This is a genomic window from Chthoniobacterales bacterium (assembly GCA_018883245.1).
Lineage (GTDB): Bacteria > Verrucomicrobiota > Verrucomicrobiia > Chthoniobacterales > JACTMZ01 > JACTMZ01.
On sequence record VEQL01000007.1, the window covers coordinates 72,354 to 92,314 of the forward strand.

Here is a 19,961-nt window from a genome sequence, read left to right on the forward strand (position 1 = left end):
CGTCCGAACGCTTTCCTTCGAAGCCGACGAGCAGCGCGGCCAGGGCCGCTGCTTGACAATCGGAAAAGATTCAATAGTTTAGCAATCAATGAATCGTCAGTGCCATGCCATGAAGCTCGAGTTGGGGCGCAACGAGGCGGTGTGCGGCAAGGTGCTCGACTTGCTTCATCTCGTTTCGGGCAAGGTGCGTTTCCGGATTATCTGCCTCCTCGCCCGCGGCGACTTCTGCGTGCGGGACATCGCCGGGGTGGTCGGCCACGGCAATCTGTCGAACACCTCGCAGCAGCTGAAAATCCTGCGCATGGCCGGGGTGGTCGGACACCGCCGCGAGCAGCGCAACATCATATACTTTCTCGCCGATGAACGTGTCCGGAAAATGATCCGTTTTCTGCGTCGCGAATTCCTGGCATCCGAAAAATGAAAACACTCCTCATCTTGGGCGCCGGAACCGGCGGGACAATGATGGCCAGCCATCTGCGCAAAAAACTTCCGGGGAACGAGTGGAACATCCGGATCATCGACCGCGCCCTTGACCACTACTATCAGCCCGGGTTTCTTTTCATGCCGTTCGGCATTTACTCGGAGAAAGATGTTTACCGCCCCATGGGTCGCGTGATTCCCAAGGGGGTGGAATACACCGAAGCCGAGGTCGATCGCGTCGATGCGGATGCGAACCGCGTGCTGCTCAAAAACGGCAATGCGGCAGGTTATGACATTCTCATCGTCGCAACGGGTGTGCATCCGGAACCGGAACAGGTGGAGGGGATGGCCGGCCCCGACTGGCGCAAGAACATCCATGAATTTTACACTTTCGAGGGTGCGAAAGCTCTTGCCGCGCGGTTGAAGTCTTGGAAGGGCGGACGCCTTGTCGTTCACGTCTGCGAGATGCCGATCAAGTGCCCGGTGGCACCGCTCGAGTTCTGCTTTCTCGCCGATGCATGGCTGACGCAGCACGGGTTGCGCGACAAAACAGACATCAGCTATGTCACGCCGCTGTCCGGCGCGTTCACCAAGCCGGTGGCGTCCGGAATCCTCGGCCGCTTGCTCGGCGAGAAGCGGATCTCGGTGGTCCACGACTTCGCCATCGCGCGAGTGGATCCGGAAGATCACAGAATGGTGTCGTGGGATGAAAAGGAAGTGACTTACGACCTTCTCGTCACTGTTCCGCCGAACATGGGTGACCCGATGATTGAGCGTTCGGGACTCGGCGATGAAATGAATTTCGTCCCCACGGACAAACACACGCTGCAGTCCAAGGCGCACAAGAACATCTTCGTGATCGGGGATGCCACCGATGTGCCCACGTCGAAAGCCGGATCGGTGGCGCATTTCGAATGCGAAGTTCTCACGGAAAACATTCTTGGCCACATCCGCGGCGAGGAACTCACCGCGCATTTCGACGGGCACGCCAATTGCTTCATCGAGTCGGGCCACGGCAAAGGTTTCCTTCTCGATTTCAATTACGACCAGGAGCCGCTCACCGGAACTTTCCCGTTTCCCGTCGTCGGGCCGATGAAACTGCTGTCCGAGTCACGATTGAATCACCTCGGCAAAATGGCCTTTAAATGGATTTACTGGAATGTGCTGCTTCCGGGACTGCCGATACCGTTTGTCGGCCATAAGATGTCCATGGCCGGGAAAAATCTTCCGTCCAAAGCCGCGTAACCTTTTCCGCCGATCGCAATCTCAACAAACACCGCACAGTATATGCCTACAAAAATATTCGCGGGAACACCCGTGGACACCGACGACGAGGGCTACCTCGTGAATCACGCCCAATGGAACAAGGATGTCGCCGCCGCGCTCGCCGCGGAGGAGGGCATCACGCTCACGGACTCGCATTGGAAGATCCTCGATTTCATCGACAAGGACTTCAAGGAGCGCGGCGCCGTTCCCGGAATGCGCCGAATGAACAAGATCGGCAACATCGCGACCAAGGATCTTTACTCTCTCTTTCCCGACGGCCCGATCAAAAAGGCCGCCAAAATCAGCGGCTATCCCAAACCCGCAAGCTGCGTGTAAAAAATCCAACAATCCGATAAACCATGTCTGACAAAATAAAAAAAGTTTCCATCATCGTCTCGAAGGGGTCGCTGGACGGGATTTATCCCGGGCTCATCATGGGCAACGGCGCCCGCATGGAAGGCATCGAGGCGAATCTCTTTTTCACCTTTTTCGGTCTTTACGGTATCCTGAAAAAATACATGGGCGGCATCAAGATCGCCACGGTCGGCAATCCCGCCATGCGCGTCCCCGATGCCAAGGGCTTCCCGCTCCCCACCATCCTCGGTGCGCTGCCGGGTATGTCCGCCTTTGCCACGTGGATGATGAACAAAGAAATGGAGGCGCTCGATATCCCGCCCGTGCCGGAATTCATCGAGATGATTCACGACGCCGGCGGGAAGATCTACGCCTGCAAGGCAACGGTGGATATGTTCCATCTCAAGCCCGAGGACTTCTGCCCGCAGGTGGAAAAAGTTCTCACCGTCGGCGAGTTCTACGAACTCTCCGCCGGCGGACAAATTATATTCACCTGAATAATCTGCTGGCGGGCATCCCCGCCATTGGGCAAGGAGCCACGATCGTCAGAATCGGGGCTGCTCTTTTCGGGAGTGGCCAAAGCAGACCGTCACAAATCGTGCGCCGTGACGGTATAAGTGTCCTTGATCCGATCCCCTTCCTTGAATGCAAGGTCATTCGCATTGGTCGGACCAAGTCCGTAGAATGGAAATGGCAAATCCCCAACATAGATGGTGTAACCGTGCGCGTTACAGGCAACGCAAGAGTGCCGTTCACACCTGCGCCCAGTTCCCGCGCACCGGGTTGCTGGTGCGTTCGTTGAGGGGTTCCGGCGAGATGATGCGATAAGATTTCGGATCCCATACGACCTCCGCTCCGGACTGGATGGCGAGCGCGGAGAGATGGCTCAACGCGTCCGAGCGCACGGCATCGCCGATCGGTCCGATCGACGGCGTGTGCTGGCGGACGGCATCGACGAAAGCGCGGTAGTAGTCGTTGTCATAAGGCACGCGTTTGGCATCCGGGCCATGCTTGACCCGGAACCATTCCGGGTTGCTCGCGGCGTATCCCTCGCGGCTCAGGCTCACCCAGCCCTTTGTGCCGAAGAAAGTGGTGCCGTTGCGGCACCAGTCCTTCCGGTAGGCCTCCACCACCGGCTTGGCGATGTTATCGCTCATGAAGCGGGTCTTGATGCCGCCGGCGAACTCCATCCGGACGTCCCACGTGGTGATGGTGTTGAAGAGTGCGTCCGGTGTGGCGACAGTGCCGGTGCCGCGGATCTTGAACGGCCCCTGCTGGTCGTAGTCCAGCCCCCAGAGCGAGATGTCCAGCGGATGCGCTCCCCAGCCGGCGATGAAGCCGAGCGCGTAATCGGCGCAGAACCACGAGGCCGGACTCTTGATGCGGTCCTCGGTGCAGGGTCTCATCGGGGCGGGGCCGATGTAGAGTTCATAGTCCAGCCCGTCCGGGATGGGGATTTCCTCGAGTGATCCACCGCCTATCCCTTCGTAAGCCCAGATGTCGATGTGCTCGATATCGCCAATGTAACCGTTGAGGACAAGTTCGATACCGCGGCGGATGATTTCCTGGCTGCGCTGTTGGGTGCCATACTGGAAAATGCGGTCGTGCTTCACGCATGCGTCGAGCATTGCCTTGTTCTGGGCCAGCGAGTGGCCAAGCGGCTTCTCGACGTAGACGTCCTTGCCGGCGCGCACCGCTTCGAGGCCGATGGGCACATGCCAGTGGTCGGGTGTGGCGATGATGACGGCGTCGATGTCGGGATCGGCGAGGAGTTCGCGGAAGTCGTTGTGTAGCTTGGGCGTGTGGCCTTGAATTTGCATCACTGTCTGTCCCGCGGCCTCACGCCGCTGGCGGAAAGGGTCGGCAATGGCCACGGAGCGCGCCCCGGGAACCGACAGGAAATTTTGCAGCAGGCCGCTGCCTCGGCCGCCCACGCCGATATGGCCCAGGCGGATGATGTTGCGCCCCAGTATGTCTTCGCCCACGGCGCGGCGTGATGGCATCATCAAAAAATAGGTGAGTGCGGCGGCGGAGTTTTGCAGAAAACGGCGGCGGGTTGTCATTCCGGGTTTGGGCGTTGAAAGTTGAGGGTCAAGCGATGGTGTATCATGCGGCCCACCGGCGCAGGCGTTCTGCGGAAACCTTGACGGCCTCCTCGCCGGCGACCTCAAGCGTGGTGGGGCCGTCGAAGCCCGCGGCGAGCAACTCCTTGACGATGGCCTCGATGCCGACCAGGCCGTCGCCCAGCGGAATGAGTCCCATGCCGCAGCCGAAGCGGGTGCCGCGTTCCGGCAGCCATTCCTCGGGCATGTCCTTCCAGTGGACGTGTTTGATGCGCGATCCGAAGGTTTTGACGAACTCGATTGGGTCGCCTCCGCCCAACCACGAGTTGCCGGTGTCCAGGTTGATGCCGACGGTGCCCTCGTGGCCGAGGGCGTCGAGGATGCGGCTCATGCCATCGACCGTGTCGGTGAGGATGCCGTGAGGTTCCAACAAAAGCTCAATTCCGAAAGAATCCGCCCAGCGCACCGGTTCGTGGAGCTTTTCACGGATGCAGAACAGTCGCTGCTCGTCGCTCAGGCGGTGGCCGAAGTCCGTCTTCGGGTCGCCCTCGGTGGTGATGACCTGTTTCACGCCGAGGAAATGGGCGAGTTTGAGCGCCTTGATGATCTCAGTCGTGCCGTAGCGGTCTGGCGAGGTGGGATCCAAAAGGTTGGCGTGCGCGCAGACGCTGGTGAGGGTGAGGCCGAACTCGTTGACCATATCGAGAATGGTCGACGGGTGGGAGTCCAAGCTGAACGACGCGGAAAAACCGTATTCGGTGCCGAGCGTGGCGCCGTCGTGGTTGTCGGTCAGGTCGGCATGGTCGAAGCCGAGTTGGCGGATCAGTTCGAACTGGCGCCGCATCGGCGAGAAAGGTTGGATCAGGGCGAAGCAGCCGATTTTCATGGGTTGGAATGGTTCTGGTGTCGGATGTCGGGTCAAAGGCTTTGCGGCGTGGCGAAGGCGCGCCAGTCCTCTTCCCAATAGTTGATACCGTTGATCAACTTCCACGACCACCACAGGCCGCGATGCCAAGGGTGATCGGCGGGTTCGAAGGCAGTCAGCACCTCGCCGTCCACCGTGTAGACGGGGTGGAACCAAGACTTCGGCTTGGCGGGGTCGAACACCAGCCGCCAGACGCTCCTGTCGTTGTGGCGAAGGGCGAGGCTGGTGTCCGTGCGTGACCACGAGAAACCGGCAGGCGCTGCCGCTTCGCTGGATTCCCCAGCCGCGAGCAGGGGACTTACCAGCTGAGCCAGCGCGAGACCAATCAGGAGCAGTTTCACCGTAGGGAAGAATATCGTCCAATTGGAGCCGCTATGCTTGCAAAGTTGGCCAGTGGTAAATATTGCACATCCTTGCGCCATGAAAAAGCGCCGCACCTTCCGCACCGAGCGCGAATTATTTCATGCCGACACATGTGAGCCGCTGAAGAACGCCGCGGCTTGCGGCGACCTGCGCCTGCATGCGCTCGGACAAGGCGCCTATCCGGGCGGCCGGCTGCCGCGGCATGATTTCAAGGAGCTGCTGAGTGTGGGGTCTTGGAACGCAGCGACAGATCAATCGTGGGGTCTTGATTGGCATTGCAACGAAGGCATCGAGATCGGCTACCTTTACGCGGGACGTATCCCGTTCGCCACGGACGATGGAGCTTTCGAGGTCGGTCCGGGCCATCTCACGATCACCCGGCCTTGGCAGCGCCACCGTGTGGGCCAGCCCATGGTGCCAGCGAGTCATTATTCATGGATCATCCTCGACGTGGGCGTGCGCCGACCAAACCAGGTATGGCGCTGGCCCAAGTGGCTGCTCGCTCCGGAAAAAGTCCGGCGGAGCCTCACCGCGCAGCTCAGCCACAACGAGCGTCCGGTCTGGCGTGCGAACCAAAGCATCGCGGCTTGTTTCCGGAAACTCGATGCAGCCGTCGCGCTGGGGGCCGGCGGGGCCAACCGGGCGATGCTCAAGGTGGTCATCAGCGAACTGCTCCTGCTGCTGGCCGGCCTGCTGGAATCGCGCAACCCGCGACTCGACACATCCGTGCCCGGCAGCGAGCGGACGGTGCGTTGGTTTCTCGCCAACCTGCCGCGCCGGCTCGACGAGCCGTGGTCGCTCGACACGATGGCCGCAGCGTGCGGGATTGGACGCACGCATTTTGCCAGTTGCTGCCGGAAGATCGTCAACTGCCCGCCTGTCGAGTATCTCATCCGTTGCCGCCTCGATGCAGCGGCCGCCATGCTCCGGGCAGAACCCGCCATCCGCATCACGGAGATCGCCTTCCGCTGCGGCTTCCATTCCAGCCAGTATTTCGCGAGCGCCTTCCGGAAGCGTTTCGGGTGCAGCCCGGGCGAGGCTCGCAGTCGCCCGGTGCAACCGGGCATTCGGTGACGTGGGCGCTATTTCACGCTTTCGAGAACTTGATCAGGCCCCAAGAAAAACTGACCAAAACACCCGAATCCTACGGACTATTCAGTCCTGCTCGCGCTCATCGTCGCGGCTCCTGCGGTGAAATTTGGTCCTTTCGCGGCAAGAGTTGTGTTTCCGCCTGCGGTGAAGCATTCGATGGTTCTCAGGCCATGATTTCTTCGTGGAAGAGTCGGCCTTCGGTGCTCGGGCGGACGTAGCCGGCGCGGATGGTGAAATTGCCGAAGCGTTCGCCATCCTCGCGCTCTTTCGCGTAGCGGCGGATGATCGGGGCAAGCTCCGCGACGATCTGGTCGGCCTGAACGGAGGGCTTGTAAAGTTTGTTGAGTCGAGATCCGTCGAAGGCCGCACCGAGGTAAATGTTGTATTTGCCCGGGGCGCGACCGACGAAGCCGATCTCGCCGAGATACGGACGCGCGCACCCGTTCGGACATCCGGTCATACGCACGACGATGGCATCGTGGCGAAGTCCGCATTCTTCGATGACGGCATCGAGTTGGGTGACGAGGTCGGGCAGATACCTCTCGCTCTCGGCGAGGGCGAGACCGCACGTCGGCAGGGCGACGCAAGCCATGGAGTTGAGCCGCAGTCCGGTGAGACGTTCGGGGTGGTCGAGTTTGTATTCAGCGAGCAGCGCCTCGATGCGCGGCTTGGCCTCGTCGGTCACGCCGCCGATGATGACGTTCTGGTTCGCCGTGAGGCGGAAGTCGCCGGTGTGGATCTTGGCGATCTCGCGGAGTCCGGTCTTGGTCTTGAGTTCATCCGTGTCGCGCAGGCGTCCATTCTGCACAAAAAGCGTGTAGTGCCAGCGGCCGTCGGTTCCCCGTGTCCACCCGTAGCGGTCGCCGGAGTCATCGAACTTGAACGGGCGGGACTCGCCGAGCTTGTAGCCGAGGCGTTTTTCCAGCTCGTCGCGGAACCATTCAACACCGCGGTCTTCGATGGTGTATTTCAGCCGCGCGTGTTTGCGGTTCGTGCGGTCGCCGAAATCGCGCTGCACCATGACAACTTTTTCGGCCACGTCCACGACCTGCTCGCGGGTGCAAAAGCCGATGAGGTTCGCCAGGCGCGGATAAGTTTTGGCGTCCCCGTGCGACATGCCGAGTCCGCCGCCGACGGTGACGTTGTAGCCGGCGAGCTTCCCGTTCTCCCCGATGGCGATGAACCCGAGATCCTGCGTGTAGACATCGACATCGTTGCTCGGCGGGATGGCGAAGCCGATCTTGAATTTCCGCGGGAGATAAGTTTTGCCGTAGATGGGCTCTTCCTCTTCGTCCCCCGAGACTTTTTCGCCGTCGAGCCAGATCTCGTGGTAGGCGCGGGTGCGCGGGGTCAGGTGGGTGCTCACTGCGCGGGCATCATCGAGCACGGGCGCGTGTAGTTCCGACTGCCAGGGGTTGGGATTGCACATCACGTTGCGGTTCACATCGCCGCAGGCCGCGATGGTGTCCATCAGCGCGGCGTTGATCCCCTGCATGGTCGTCTTGAGGACGTCCTTCGTGATGAAATGCAGCTGGAAGGCCTGCCGCGTGGTCAGCTTGAGGGTGTGGCTGCCGTATTTGTCGGCCAAAGCGTCGATTTTGAGCCATTGCTCCGGTGTGCAGACTCCCCCGGGGACGCGGATGCGGATCATGAATATGAATGCTTTCTCCAGTCCGGCCTTCTTGCGTTCGCTGCGCTGATCGCGGTGGTCCTGCTGGTAGATGCCGTGGAATTTGCTGAGGTTTGTGTCGTTGTCCGAGATCGCGCCGGTCGAGCGGTCTTCAAGGCTCGCAGTCAGGGTTCCCCGCAGGTAGTGGCTGGCGGCTTTGATTTCTTCCACTTTCGACAGCGGCTTGGGATCGGATTTGTCAGGCATGGCGGATGGTGCTTGGTTGACCCTCCTGCTTACGCGGCGGCGCGTCCCTCGGCAATCGCGGAATGTGCTTGTTGCGCGCGAGTCCGCTTTGGGGCAATGGTTATTCCCCATGCCGGACCTGGTATCGCAGTCCTTTTTGCCGGAGCGGTTGACCGCGGTGTCGGTCCTTCGCGCTTACCGTGACGGATTCTTTCCCATGGCCTGCGGGGACGGCCGGTTGCGCTGGTTTTCCCCCGATCCGCGCGGCGTGCTGCCGCTCGACGCGTTTCATCTGCCCCGGGGCTTCCGCCGCGTTTTACCGCGTCTGGATTTCGACGTCACAGTGAACACCGCCTTCGACGAAGTTGTCGCGGGCTGCGCCGACCGGCGGGAGACTTGGATCGACCCGTCCATCGCGCGTGTTTATTCTGATCTGCACGCGGGGCGCGCGGCGCACAGCATCGAAGTGTGGGCCGGCGGACGGCTCTGCGGCGGCCTTTACGGGGTCCAGATCGGCGGCGCTTTCTTCGGCGAGTCGATGTTTTCGCGCATAAGTGAGGCGTCGAAGGTCGCGCTGCTCGCGCTGGTCGATCTCCTGCGTTCCGGCGGCTTCGGCCTTCTCGATATCCAGTGGGTGACGGGGCATCTGGAAAGTTTCGGTGCACGGGAAATCAGCAGGGCCGCTTACATCAAGCGCCTCCGCGATGCCATGCAGTGGGATTGCCTTTTTCCGGCCCGCGGTCCCGTCGTCGTGCCGGGTTTGTCGCGCGACCGGCCCAGGCCGATCGCGGGGTTCGCCCGGTGAACGCTATTTTTGCGGAGTCGATTTGATTTCGCCGTCGGCGAAAAGAGTGACGATCTCTGTTTCGCGGGCTGCCTCGGCCGCGGATACCAGCGGCTGGTGCCTGGCATCCATGGTGATGGTGAATCCGCGGGCGAGCGTCTGGCGCGGCCCGAGAATGCCGAGGGCATGCACGTGGCGCGCGTGCTCGCCGGATCGGCGTGAAAGGCCTGAGGCCGCTGCACGGATCTGACGGCTCTGCAGTTCGGAAAGCCGCGATCGCGTCGCGCTCACCTGCGCCGAGGGAGAACGCGCACGGAGGACGGCGCGGGCCCGCTGCCATGCTTCACGCAGGAGCAGCATCCGCGACGAAACGGCAAGCTCGGCGCGATCGCGGAGATCATCTGTCGTTTGCGAAAGATCCGCGATGCGGCGCGCCGGCAGTTGGAAGACGCCCGAAACGGTGCGATTCGCCAGGCGTGAGCGTGCCGAAACCAAATGCGCGGCTGCCTCGCGTCCGAGTCGCCGCAGGAGAAGCGCCAGCCGCTCGAGTGTCGCGGTCCGATCCGCGCTGAGAATTTCCGCCGCGGCGCTCGGCGTGGGCGCACGCACGTCCGCCGCAAGGTCGGAAGTGGTCACGTCGGTCTCGTGGCCCACCGCGGAGATCACCGGGATGCTGCTGGCGGCGATGGCCCTGGCCACGCACTCCTCGTTGAATTCCCACAGGTCCTCCAGACTGCCGCCCCCTCGGGTCACGACAATCACGTCAACGTCGGGAAAGCCGCTGTGTGCGGTGTCTCCGAAGCCGCCGATAGCCCCGGCAATTTCCCGGGCGGCGCCTGCACCCTGCACGCGCACGGGTGCGATGAAGACCTCGATGTGCGGAGCGCGGCGGCGCAGCACGTGCAGAAAGTCGCGGATGGCGGCCCCGGCGGGTGATGTCACCACGCCGACGCGCACCGGGTGGGGAGGGAGAGCCTTCTTGCGTGACTGCTCGAACAGTCCCTCGGCCCGCAATTTCTCCTGCAGTGCGCGCAATCGCGCTTCAAGTTCACCCGCACCTCGCGCCTGCATGCGACGCACCACGATCTGGTATTGCCCGCGCGCCTCATAAAGCGTCACGTCACCGGTCGCCTCGACGTGCATGCCGTCTCGCAGATCCGGCGCGGCCGATGTGGATCCGCGGAACATCACGCACGAGACCTGAGCGGTCGCGTCCTTCAGGCTGAAATACCGGTGGCCGGATGGCTGGAGGCGCAGATTGGAAATTTCCCCCTCGACCCAGACCGTGCCCATCTTGCCCTCGAGACAGGTGCGGACCTCGCGGTTGAGACGGCTGACCGTCCACGGCTTTCCGCTTTCGCCGGCACCGTCGTCCGCATCCGCGAAATGCAACTCCGCCTGCGAAAAAGGAGGCCGCCGCGGGACGCGTTTCATGCCGGGGGAAACTGCTGCCACTCTTCGCGCAGCGTCGATACCAGATCGCGCAGGCGCGCCGAGAGCTTGGGTTCCGAAAGAATCCGCTGGGCAGACAAAGGGTCGCGCACGAGATGTTGTGCGAAGAGATCGCCGAGCACTGCCGGATCCTCCAATTCGCCCGCCGCACCGACGAATGCCTCCGGCAGCTCGATGCCGCGCGAAACAAGACCGGTGCAAATTTCCTGCAGCTCGCGCTGCAGCGCGCGGCAGGCCTCCTCGTCGTCGACGACCGTCTCGAAGGCGCCCGCCCGTCCCACCAAGTAGGGTTCGGTCTGTTCGAAAGAATCGAAGCGCACGCGCCCGAGACCCTGCAGGATGAGTTGGCTTGTGCCGTCCGGCTGCTCCACGCAGGCGCGCACCAGACCCGCGCCGGCGATGGGAAAAATCGTCTCCCGGCCGGTATCGGGTCGCACCATGCCGACGGCGAAGATGCGGTCGCCCGCAAGCACCGTGGAAAGCATTTGCCGGTAGCGCGGTTCGAAAATCCGGAGGGGCAGCAGCGCGTCCGGGAAAAGGGTCACGCCGCTCAGCGCCATGACCGGCATTGTTTCGGGCAGTTGGACCGCGCCTTTCTTCATCACGATTGCAGGTTAGGCCAAATCCCGCCGCAGAGGATCCTTTTTTCGCTTCTGGCCGGCTTGGGGCTCGGGTATTTTCACGCCATGTCCGACAGTCCGAAATTCCGCCGCATCGTGCTCAAACTCAGCGGGGAGGCGCTTCGCGATCCGGGTAGCAAGGACAACATCTCGCCCCAAATCGTCAATCGCATGGCGCAGGAGATCAAAGAGGTCCTAGACCTCGGTGTCCAAGTCGCCGTGGTCGTCGGCGGAGGGAATATCTGGCGCGGCCAAGCGGCTGCGCATCGCGGAATGAACCGCACCACCGCCGACTACATGGGCATGCTCGCCACGGTCATCAACGGCATGGCCCTGATGAGCGGGCTGGAAGACCTCGGGGTGACCACGAGGGTGCAGACGGCCATCGAGATGAACAACGTGGCCGAGCCATTCATTCTCCGCCGTGCTCTCCGCCACCTCGAGCGCGGTCACGTCGTGATTTTCGTGGCCGGCACCGGCAATCCGTTTTTCTCCACGGACACCACCGCCGCGCTGCGCGCGAACGAGATCGGTGCGAACGCGATCCTCAAGGCGACCAAAGTCGACGGCGTTTACGATGCCGACCCCGTGAAGCACCCGGAGGCGAAGAAATTCGACAGGATCACCTACGCGGAAGCCCTGCAGCGCCGGTTGCAGGTGATGGACTCGACCGCGTTCAGCCTCTGCATGGACAACAAAATCCCCATCGTTGTTTTCGACATGGCGCCGCACGGCAACATACGCCGCGCCGCCATGGGTGAGCCGGTGGGTACGCTTGTCTCCAACGACTGACACTTTATGGACGAAATTCTTTTCAACGCCGAGGAGGGCATGGAAAAAGCCCTGGATTTCATGAAGCACGAATTCGCCAGCGTGCGGACCGGGAAGGCCTCGCCTGCGCTGGTCGAGGGCATCGATGTCGATGCCTACGGGTCGGTGATGAAGCTCAAACAACTCGCGCTCATCAGCACACCCGAGCCGCGCCTCATTGTCATCCAGCCTTTCGATGCCTCCAACCTCAAGCCGATCGAGAAGGCGATCAACGAGTCGAAGGTCGGCATCACACCTTCGGTGGACGGCAAGCTCATCCGTCTTCCCATCCCCGAACTCAGCGAGGAACGCCGCAAAGATTTGGTCAAGACGGTCAAGTCGATGGCCGAGGAGACGCGCGTCCGCATCCGGGCGGCCCGCCGCCATGCCATGGACTCGGCCAAAAAGCAGCAGAAAGAAGGCAGCTTGACCGAGGACGAACTCAAGAGCGCCGAAGAGCATATCCAGAAACTCACAGACAAATACGTCGCCGACGTGGATGCGCAGGTCGCGTCCAAAGAAACCGACATCATGCGCGTCTGACGCGGACCTTTTATGCGTAATCTCATCGTCCTCATTCTTGCGCTCGCCCTCCTGCCGATTGCATCTTCGTCCGCGGAGGTCGTCCGCGGTGCTCCGGACTTCAAGTGGCTCAAATCCGGAGGCAACCCCGCCGGCCTCCGCTCGCTGCGCGGGCAACCGGTGGTCCTGGTCGTTGCGCAATCACCGCGTCAGCGGAAGTTTCGCGCACAAGTCGGGCAGCTGCAGAAAGTTTTCCAGCTGCTCGGCAACGACAAGGCCGTGCTCGCCGTGGCATTCACGCAGGAACCGGGCTTGATACGGTCGAACATCCCGTTCGTCCTCGCGGCGAATCCCGCCGCGGTCGCTTCCTCCTACGACGTGCAGGGCGACTTCGCCGCGTTTCTCATAGGCAAAGACGGCAACCTCGACGAAATCTCCGACCGCGTGATACCGGGCCAGAGGATCCTCGATATCATCAACAATTCCTACGTCGTCCAGCGCGACAACCGCCGCGCGGAATAAGGGTCAGGATCCGATCGCTTCGCGGACGGCTTCCGCGACTGCGTCGGCGTGCTTTTCCAGCGCATCGGGGTCGCGCCCCTCGAGCAGAATGCGCAGCTTGGGTTCCGTGCCGCTGTAGCGCACGAGCACGCGCCCGCGGGGTTCGACGGCGCGTCCGGCTTCGGCCATCGCTTTCGCCACGCCGGGCAAACTCTCGAGGGGCGGCTTGGATTTTACCGCGACCGCACGCTGGGCCTGCGGATATTTTTTGAGCACCTTGCGCAACTCGCCGAGGGTTTTCCCGCTTTCCACCATGAGCCGCAGGATCTGCAGCGCCGCGACCAATCCGTCGCCGGTGGTCCCGTGTCGCAGGAAAATCATGTGACCGCTCTGCTCGCCCCCCAGGACGTATCCGCCCCCGCGCATGGCCTCGAGCACGTAGCGGTCGCCCACGGCGGCGCGCACGACTTTGCCGCCGGCGTTTTCCATCGCCTCGTCGAGCCCGAGGTTGCTCATGACCGTGGCAACGATCGTGTTGCCGGCGAGTTCGCCGCGGCCCAGCAAGTCGAGTCCCGCCATGAGCAGCAGTTCATCGCCGTCGAGAGGGTCGCCCGTCTCGTCGCAGAGCAGCAGGCGGTCGGCATCGCCGTCATGGGCCAATCCAACCTGCGCGCCCGATTCCCTCACCAGCCGTCCGATCTCGCCCGGAATCGTGCTGCCGCACCCGAGGTTGATGTTATTGCCGTCGGGCCCCGCATGGAAAACGTGCGTGTCCGCTCCGAGCCGCTCCAGCGCGCGGGGAGTGGCGCGAAACGCCGCACCGTTCGCGCAGTCGACGGCGATGGAAAGCCCGCGCAGTGAAAAAGTATCCGGCAGGGAGCGCAACGCATGGTCGATGTAAAAATCCAGCGCATCCGTGGCTTCGGTGATCGTGCCTGCCCGTGCGTTTGCGTCCCCGCTTTCCCCGATTTCCGCCTCGATCGCTTCTTCGGCCTCGTCGGGCAGCTTGAAGCCGTCGCCCCAAAAAAATTTGATCCCGTTGTCGTCGGCTGGATTGTGCGATGCCGAAATGACCGCGCCGGCCGCGAGGTCATGTTCCCGCGCGTAAGCGGCAACCCCCGGTGTAGGCAGCACACCGAGAAGCCGGACGCGGCCGCCGGCACCGGAGATGCCGCGGGCCAACGCCTCTTCGAGAGCCGGGCCCGACGCGCGCGTGTCGCGCCCGATGGCAACCACCGGTTCCCCTTTGCGCAGCACGCGCACCAGCGCTCTTCCCAGCTGTTCCGCGAATTCTGTCGTGATGGGATGTTCCCCGGCGCGGCCGCGGATGCCGTCCGTCCCGAAAAACTTGCGGCTCATTTTTTTTCGCGTTCGGAGGAGGAGGATTTCTGCCGCGCCTCGGCCGCCGGGTTGACGTTGTGCTGGATCAGATACCAGACCACGAAGGCCAGAACTAGGCTCGTGAGCTTAATTTTCCAGTTGTGCAGGAGAATCTGTCTCATACTTCTCGAGGAGCAGGAGTTGGTTGAGGCGGCGGCGGAAGCGGTCGATGTTGAGGTTTCGCTCGAGGATTCCCCGGTGGCAGAGCGAAACATGCCCGGTCTCCTCGGACACCAGGATGGCAATCGCGTCGGACTCCTCCGTGATGCCGATGCCCGCGCGGTGGCGCAGACCGAGGCTCCGGTCGAGATCCTCGCGCGGGGTCAGCGGAAAAATGCAGGCCGCGGCGGTCACGCGCTCGTTCTGCAGGATCACACCGCCGTCGTGCAGCACGGTCTTCGGATGGAAGATCGTTAGGATGAGTTCACGCGAGAACACGGCGTCGAGATCCACGCCCGTCGATGCGAACTGGCGGATGCTGATGTCCCGCTCAAGGGCGATGAGCGCGCCGAATTGCCGCCGGGCCAGATCGAACACGGTTTCGACGAGCTGGTCGATGGTCTGTCTTTCCTGCAGCGGCGAGCGGAAAAAATGACGGCTTCCCAGCTCCGTGAGCGCGCGCCGCAGTTCGGGCTGGAAAATGACCACGAGGGCCAGCGCGAGGAATACGGAGAGGCTGCGCAGCAGCCACCCTATGACATGCAAGTCGAGCAGCTGCGATGCGAGGGTGAGGCTGATGAAGATGAGCGCGAGCCCGACCAGGATTTTCGCGCCCGGCGTCCCCCGGAAATACAGGTAGCCGTAGTATATGAGGACCGCGAGCAGGCACACCTCGACCGCATGGGTCCAGTGTGTCCGCACGAACTCGAGGGCAGCCTCCATGTCGGCTCAGTGTGCCGCCTCCGCAAGGGCAGGGCGAGCGCGGATTGCCGCCACCCCCGCGGGTTTTTGCCACTGGATTTGGGCGTCGCGCGGGCGTAATTTCCACCCATGTCCCAGCAGCAGCAGGTAATTCCCGTGGAACTCAAAGCCGTCGTTCCCACGGCCAACGGCGCGGCGCTTTTCCTCGGCACCGCCGACAAAATCTTCGTCATCTACGTCGATGCGACGGTCGGCCACGCGATCAACATGTTCCTCGCCGGGACGGAAAAGGAACGCCCGCTCACGCACGACCTCATGGCCCATGTGCTGGCCGCCTTCGGCGCCAAGGTCGAGCGTGCCGTGATCAACGACGTGAAGAACAGCACGTTCTACGCGCGGTTGATCGTTTCGGCGGAGAACGAGTTGCACCAAAAGAAAATCATCGAGTTGGATGCGCGCCCGAGCGATTGCATAGCCATGGCCATCCAGCAAAAGGCGCCGATCCTTGTCAGCCGCGTGGTTCTCGACGAGGTGGACGATGCTTCCGACGCGCTCAAGCAATTGGAGAACACCAAGGAGCAGGGCGGCGAGCCGCCTGCGGACGAGGAGATCTCCGGGTAGGCCGGCGCCCAGCCCCGCGCCGCCATGTTCGTCGATCAAATCCGCATTTCCGCCAAAGCCGGCGACGGCGGCAACGGTTGCGCCAGCTTCCGGCGCGAGAAATTTGTCCCCAAGGGCGGTCCGGACGGCGGTGACGGCGGCGACGGGGGAAGCATCATTTTGCGCGCCGATCCCCAGGTGGACACGTTGGTGAATCTTTATTACGAGCCGGTCGTCCGCGCGAAGAACGGCGAGAACGGCAAGGGCAAACAGAAATACGGGAAGTCCGCGCCGGACAAAATCGTTCCCGTTCCCGTCGGCACGCTGGTTTACCGTCTGCCCGATGTCGCGCCGCACGATCCGCTGAAGTTTGAAGACGAGGAGCCGGCGCCGCGGCGCAAGAAGATCGACCCGGAAAATCTCGAACTGCTCGCGGACCTCGACACGGGCGGTGCCGAATTCCTGCTTTGCCAAGGCGGCCGCGGGGGAAGGGGCAACATCCATTTCAAAAGTTCGCGCAACCGCGCACCGCGGCAGTTCACCGAGGGCACCCCGGGCGAGGAAGGTTGGTTTTTCCTCGAATTGCGAATGATCGCCGACGCCGGACTCGTCGGTTATCCCAACGCCGGGAAATCCACGCTCCTCGGCTCCCTCTCCGCCGCGCATCCCAAGGTCGCCGCTTACCCGTTCACAACGCTTCATCCCATGGTCGGCGTGATGGACTTCCCGGGATTCCGTCGCGCCACGGTGGCCGATATCCCCGGGCTTATCGAGGGCGCTCACCGCGACGTGGGCCTGGGCCATGATTTCCTGCGGCACATTGTGCGCTGCCGCACCTTGCTATTGGTGGTCGATGCCGCCGGCAGCGAGGGACGCGACCCGGTGGAGGATGCGAAAAAAATCCGCGAGGAGTTGCGGCTTTACGATCCCTTGCTCGCACGGCGTCCGTGGGCGCTGGTGGCCAACAAGATGGATCTGCCCGCCGCCGGAGAGAACATCCCGCGGCTCGCGCAGGAATTTCCCGGCGTCCCGCTCATCACGGTTTCCGCGCAAAAGCACGACAACCTCGGGGCATTGCGCGAATTTCTCGATGCCGAAGTCGGCCATCCCGGCTGACCGCGGCGCCACCAAAGCATTGCGGGGGAAGCGCTTTGCAGGCAGGATGACCGACCGTCATCGATGCGTGAAGTAGGCATAGGACTGGCCGGTTTCGGAACCGTGGGCACCGGGGTTTATCTCAACCTCGGCAAGAACCGCGCGCTCCTGCGCGAGCGGCTGGGGTGCGATCTGGTCGTGCGCAAGATCGCCGTGCGTGACACGGCTCGGAAACGTCAGGTGCCGCTACCCCTGGAACTTGTCGTTCCCGACTGGCGCAACCTTCTCGACCATCCCTCGATCGACGTGGTCGTCGAGCTGATGGGCGGGATCGACGAGCCGCGCAAGATGATCCTCGAGTCGATCAACCGCGGCAAAATGGTCGTCACCGCCAACAAGGCTTTGCTGGCCGAACATGGCGCGGAGATTTTTGCCCTCGCCACGGAGAAGCGTGTCCCGGTCTTTTACGAGGCCGCGGTGGCCGGCGGCATCCCGATCATCAAGTCGGTGAAGGAGGCTTTCGTCGCCAATCACTTCCAGCGCCTGCGCGGAATCGTCAACGGAACGAGCAACTACATCCTGACGCGCATGGCCGAGAGCGGCATGGACTTCGCCTCCGCGCTGCGCGAAGCCCAGGAGGCCGGTTACGCCGAGGCCGATCCCGCGCTCGACGTCAACGGATGGGACGCCGGCCACAAGGCGATCATTCTGGCCTCGCTCGCCTACGGATTCTGGGTGCCGGCCAAGGACGTGCTCGTCCAAGGCATCGAAAAAATCACGCCCGATGACATGCGCTTCGCCTCGCAGCTCGGTTACACGATCAAGTTGCTCGCGGTGATCGATGCGTGCGCCGACGGATCGGTCGAGGTCAGCGTTCAGCCATCCCTCGTCCCGAACGAGAACATCCTTGCCTCGGTGCGCGGAGTTTTCAATGCGGTCGCCGTCCGCGGCGATGTGGTCGGCGACACGCTTTTTTACGGACGCGGCGCGGGTCAGGATCCGACGGCGAGTTCGGTCATCGGGGATCTGGCCGATGCCGCCCACACCCTCATGTCGCCGCCGTCGAGCTACGGATTCATCCCGCACGGGCTCTACGGCAAGCTGCGTCCCTCGGACGAAACGGTCAGTCCGTTTTATCTGCGGCTCGGCGTGGACGACAAACCCGGCGTGCTGGCGCGCATCGCCGGCGTTCTCGGCGACGCGGGTATCGGGATTTCTTCGGTCATCCAACCGGAAACCCACGACAATGGGCATGCCGCGCTCGTTCTGATGATCCACGACGCACCGCGCGGCCGCATGCTCGCTGCATTGGGCAAGATTCGCGCTCTGGATTGCGTGCACGACGAGCCCGCGCTCTATCGTGTGGAGGCAGCGGGGTGAACGGCTTGCACGACCGCGGAGTGATCAGCCGCTACCGGCAATATCTGCCGGTGACCGAAGAAACGCCTGTCGTTTCGATCAACGAGGGATCGACGCCGCTCATCCACTCGCCGAAGTTGAGCAAACTCGTCGGGCGCGGTGCCGAGGTTTACGTCAAATACGAAGGTTTGAATCCAACCGGATCTTTCAAGGATCGCGGCATGACCATGGCCATTTCGAAGGCCGTTGAGCGCGGTGCGAAAGCGGTGATCTGCGCGTCGACCGGCAACACCTCCGCCGCCGCGGCAGCCTACGCCGCGCGGGCCGACCTCGCATGTGCCGTGCTCCTCCCCGCCGGAAAAATCGCCGCGGGCAAACTTCTCCAGGCGTTCATCTACGGGGCGAAAGTTGTCGCGATCCGCGGCAATTTCGACGACGCGCTGCGCCTCGTGCGTGAACTTGGTGCCGACGGACGTTTCGAGATTGTCAATTCGATCAATCCGTTCCGCATCGAGGGCCAGAAGACCGCATCTTTCGAGATCATCGAGGAACTGGGCGATGCGCCCGACATCCACATCCTTCCGGTCGGAAACGCGGGCAACATCACCGCGTATTGGAAGGGCTACCGCGAGTTCCGCGAACTCGGCAAGGCAACCAAACTCCCGCGCATGACAGGGTTCCAAGCCGCCGGCTCGGCGCCGATTTTCCTCGGTCACGTGGTGGACAAACCGGAGACGATTGCCACCGCCATCCGCATCGGCAATCCGGCCAGTTGGGAAAGTGCCGGCGCGGCCGTGAAAGATTCCGGCGGGTGCATCGACATCGTGACCGACGAACAGATCCTCGCCGCGCAGCGCTGGCTCGCCGCGGAGGAGGGAATCTTCGTCGAACCGGCGAGCGCGGCCTCCGTCGCGGGATTGATGAAATGTTTTTCCAAGGACCGTTGCGCGAACTGCCCGTTCCACCGATATCCGGAAGGCGCGAAGATCGTGCTCACCGTCACCGGCCACGGCCTCAAAGATCCCGAGGCCCCGATGGTCCACGGATTCAAAGCGCTCGAGGCCGATGCCGACATGGATTCGGTAGCCAAGGTTTTGGGAGTCGATTGATCATGGCGCTCATTGTCCAAAAATACGGCGGCACCTCGGTCGGCAATCCCGAGCGCATCAAGAACGTCGCGCGTCGCGTGCTCGAAACGCAAAAAGCCGGAAACAAAGTCGTCGTGGTCGTCTCCGCCATGTCGGGCGTCACCGATTCCCTGATCAAACTGGCCCGCGAAGTTTCGGCGCGGCCGAGCGAGCGGGAAATGGACGTGCTCCTCGCCACCGGGGAGCAGACCACCATCGCGCTGCTGGCCATGGCCCTGCAGGAAATGGGAACGCGCGCCGTCTCGCTCACCGGCGCCCAGGCCGGCATCGTGACCGACGGAGTCCACACCAAGGCGAAAATTTTCAACATCACACCGAAGCAGATCCGGGCGCACCTCGACGGAGGCGCGATCGTCATTGTCGCCGGATTCCAGGGACAGACATCCGACGGCGAGATCACCACGCTCGGGCGCGGCGGATCGGACCTCACGGCGATCGCGCTGGCTGCCGCTCTCAAGGCGGACAAATGCGAGATCTACACCGACGTGGAC

General features: G+C 62.7%; 22 protein-coding genes. 14 read left to right on the top strand and 8 right to left on the bottom strand.

Annotated features, from left to right (window positions below):
• The first annotated feature begins 88 nt into the window (after positions 1-88).
• From FGM15_04240 to FGM15_04255, 4 genes are read left to right on the top strand one after another with little or no spacing between them, the layout of a single operon-like run.
• Entirely contained in the window at positions 89-421 is a 333-nt protein-coding gene (locus FGM15_04240) for a helix-turn-helix transcriptional regulator (protein MBU3665074.1), read from the top strand.
• The gene (locus FGM15_04245; protein MBU3665075.1) at positions 418-1,665 is read left to right on the top strand and encodes an NAD(P)/FAD-dependent oxidoreductase; all 1,248 of its coding nucleotides are present in this window, start codon (positions 418-420) and stop codon (positions 1,663-1,665) included. Before FGM15_04240 ends, FGM15_04245 begins: the two co-directional genes overlap by 4 nt.
• Before the next feature lie 42 nt (positions 1,666-1,707).
• Entirely contained in the window at positions 1,708-2,022 is a 315-nt protein-coding gene (gene tusE, locus FGM15_04250; GenBank protein ID MBU3665076.1) for a TusE/DsrC/DsvC family sulfur relay protein, read from the top strand.
• Positions 2,023-2,045: 23 nt separating this feature from the next.
• Positions 2,046-2,537, top strand: a complete 492-nt coding sequence (locus FGM15_04255; protein ID MBU3665077.1) for a hypothetical protein — start codon at positions 2,046-2,048, stop codon at positions 2,535-2,537.
• Positions 2,538-2,792: 255 nt separating this feature from the next.
• On the opposite strand, the gene FGM15_04260 is transcribed toward FGM15_04255, so the two are convergent.
• Genes FGM15_04260 through FGM15_04270 form a run of 3 tightly spaced genes read right to left on the bottom strand, consistent with a single transcriptional unit; the run spans position 2,793 to position 5,450 of the window.
• Positions 2,793-4,103: a Gfo/Idh/MocA family oxidoreductase gene (locus FGM15_04260; GenBank protein MBU3665078.1), complete on the bottom strand. Its 1,311-nt coding sequence runs from the start codon at positions 4,101-4,103 to the stop codon at positions 2,793-2,795.
• A gap of 43 nt (positions 4,104-4,146) precedes the next feature.
• Entirely contained in the window at positions 4,147-4,989 is an 843-nt protein-coding gene (locus FGM15_04265) for a sugar phosphate isomerase/epimerase (GenBank protein MBU3665079.1), read from the bottom strand.
• A gap of 32 nt (positions 4,990-5,021) precedes the next feature.
• The gene (locus FGM15_04270) at positions 5,022-5,450 is read right to left on the bottom strand and encodes a hypothetical protein (GenBank protein ID MBU3665080.1); all 429 of its coding nucleotides are present in this window, start codon (positions 5,448-5,450) and stop codon (positions 5,022-5,024) included.
• On the opposite strand from FGM15_04270, the gene FGM15_04275 reads away from it, so the two are divergent.
• Positions 5,449-6,465: an AraC family transcriptional regulator gene (locus tag FGM15_04275; protein MBU3665081.1), complete on the top strand. Its 1,017-nt coding sequence runs from the start codon at positions 5,449-5,451 to the stop codon at positions 6,463-6,465. The two genes, FGM15_04270 and FGM15_04275, sit on opposite strands and share 2 nt — an antisense overlap.
• Positions 6,466-6,646: 181 nt before the next feature.
• On the opposite strand, the gene cysI is transcribed toward FGM15_04275, so the two are convergent.
• Entirely contained in the window at positions 6,647-8,359 is a 1,713-nt protein-coding gene (gene cysI / locus FGM15_04280; protein ID MBU3665082.1) for an assimilatory sulfite reductase (NADPH) hemoprotein subunit, read from the bottom strand.
• Between the two features lie 109 nt (positions 8,360-8,468).
• On the opposite strand from cysI, the gene FGM15_04285 reads away from it, so the two are divergent.
• Positions 8,469-9,143 carry a leucyl/phenylalanyl-tRNA--protein transferase gene (locus tag FGM15_04285; protein MBU3665083.1) on the top strand — a complete coding sequence of 225 codons (675 nt, stop codon included), beginning with the start codon at positions 8,469-8,471 and terminating at the stop codon, positions 9,141-9,143.
• Between the two features lie 3 nt (positions 9,144-9,146).
• Here FGM15_04285 and xseA read toward each other — a convergent pair whose 3' ends face one another.
• Both xseA and FGM15_04295 read right to left on the bottom strand, forming a co-directional pair.
• Positions 9,147-10,556, bottom strand: a complete 1,410-nt coding sequence (gene xseA / locus FGM15_04290; protein ID MBU3665084.1) for an exodeoxyribonuclease VII large subunit — start codon at positions 10,554-10,556, stop codon at positions 9,147-9,149.
• Positions 10,553-11,176, bottom strand: coding sequence for a hypothetical protein (locus tag FGM15_04295; protein ID MBU3665085.1), 624 nt, complete (start codon positions 11,174-11,176; stop codon positions 10,553-10,555). The genes xseA and FGM15_04295 overlap by 4 nt, the downstream gene beginning before the upstream one ends.
• Before the next feature lie 84 nt (positions 11,177-11,260).
• On the opposite strand from FGM15_04295, the gene FGM15_04300 reads away from it, so the two are divergent.
• From FGM15_04300 to FGM15_04310, 3 genes are read left to right on the top strand one after another with little or no spacing between them, the layout of a single operon-like run.
• Positions 11,261-11,986 carry a UMP kinase gene (locus FGM15_04300; GenBank protein ID MBU3665086.1) on the top strand — a complete coding sequence of 242 codons (726 nt, stop codon included), beginning with the start codon at positions 11,261-11,263 and terminating at the stop codon, positions 11,984-11,986.
• A 6-nt stretch (positions 11,987-11,992) separates the two neighbouring features.
• A complete protein-coding gene (locus tag FGM15_04305) occupies positions 11,993-12,547 on the top strand; it encodes a ribosome recycling factor (protein ID MBU3665087.1) in 555 nt (184 codons plus the stop codon).
• 12 nt (positions 12,548-12,559) lie between these two features.
• Entirely contained in the window at positions 12,560-13,048 is a 489-nt protein-coding gene (locus FGM15_04310) for a hypothetical protein (GenBank protein ID MBU3665088.1), read from the top strand.
• Positions 13,049-13,051: 3 nt separating this feature from the next.
• On the opposite strand, the gene glmM is transcribed toward FGM15_04310, so the two are convergent.
• A complete protein-coding gene (glmM, locus tag FGM15_04315) occupies positions 13,052-14,386 on the bottom strand; it encodes a phosphoglucosamine mutase (protein ID MBU3665089.1) in 1,335 nt (444 codons plus the stop codon).
• A 108-nt stretch (positions 14,387-14,494) separates the two neighbouring features.
• A complete protein-coding gene (locus FGM15_04320; protein MBU3665090.1) occupies positions 14,495-15,289 on the bottom strand; it encodes a TIGR00159 family protein in 795 nt (264 codons plus the stop codon).
• 108 nt (positions 15,290-15,397) lie between these two features.
• On the opposite strand from FGM15_04320, the gene FGM15_04325 reads away from it, so the two are divergent.
• The 5 genes from FGM15_04325 to FGM15_04345 form a co-directional block, all read left to right on the top strand.
• Complete coding sequence (locus FGM15_04325) at positions 15,398-15,889, top strand: bifunctional nuclease family protein (GenBank protein MBU3665091.1); 492 nt, start codon at positions 15,398-15,400, stop codon at positions 15,887-15,889.
• Between the two features lie 24 nt (positions 15,890-15,913).
• Positions 15,914-16,984: a GTPase ObgE gene (gene obgE / locus FGM15_04330; protein ID MBU3665092.1), complete on the top strand. Its 1,071-nt coding sequence runs from the start codon at positions 15,914-15,916 to the stop codon at positions 16,982-16,984.
• Positions 16,985-17,047: 63 nt separating this feature from the next.
• A complete protein-coding gene (locus tag FGM15_04335) occupies positions 17,048-18,343 on the top strand; it encodes a homoserine dehydrogenase (GenBank protein ID MBU3665093.1) in 1,296 nt (431 codons plus the stop codon).
• 5 nt (positions 18,344-18,348) lie between these two features.
• On the top strand, positions 18,349-19,431 hold the full coding sequence (locus FGM15_04340; GenBank protein MBU3665094.1) for a threonine synthase: 1,083 nt from the start codon (positions 18,349-18,351) through the stop codon (positions 19,429-19,431).
• Between the two features lie 2 nt (positions 19,432-19,433).
• The coding region (locus FGM15_04345) for an aspartate kinase (protein ID MBU3665095.1) at positions 19,434-19,961 on the top strand (528 nt) is incomplete at its 3' end.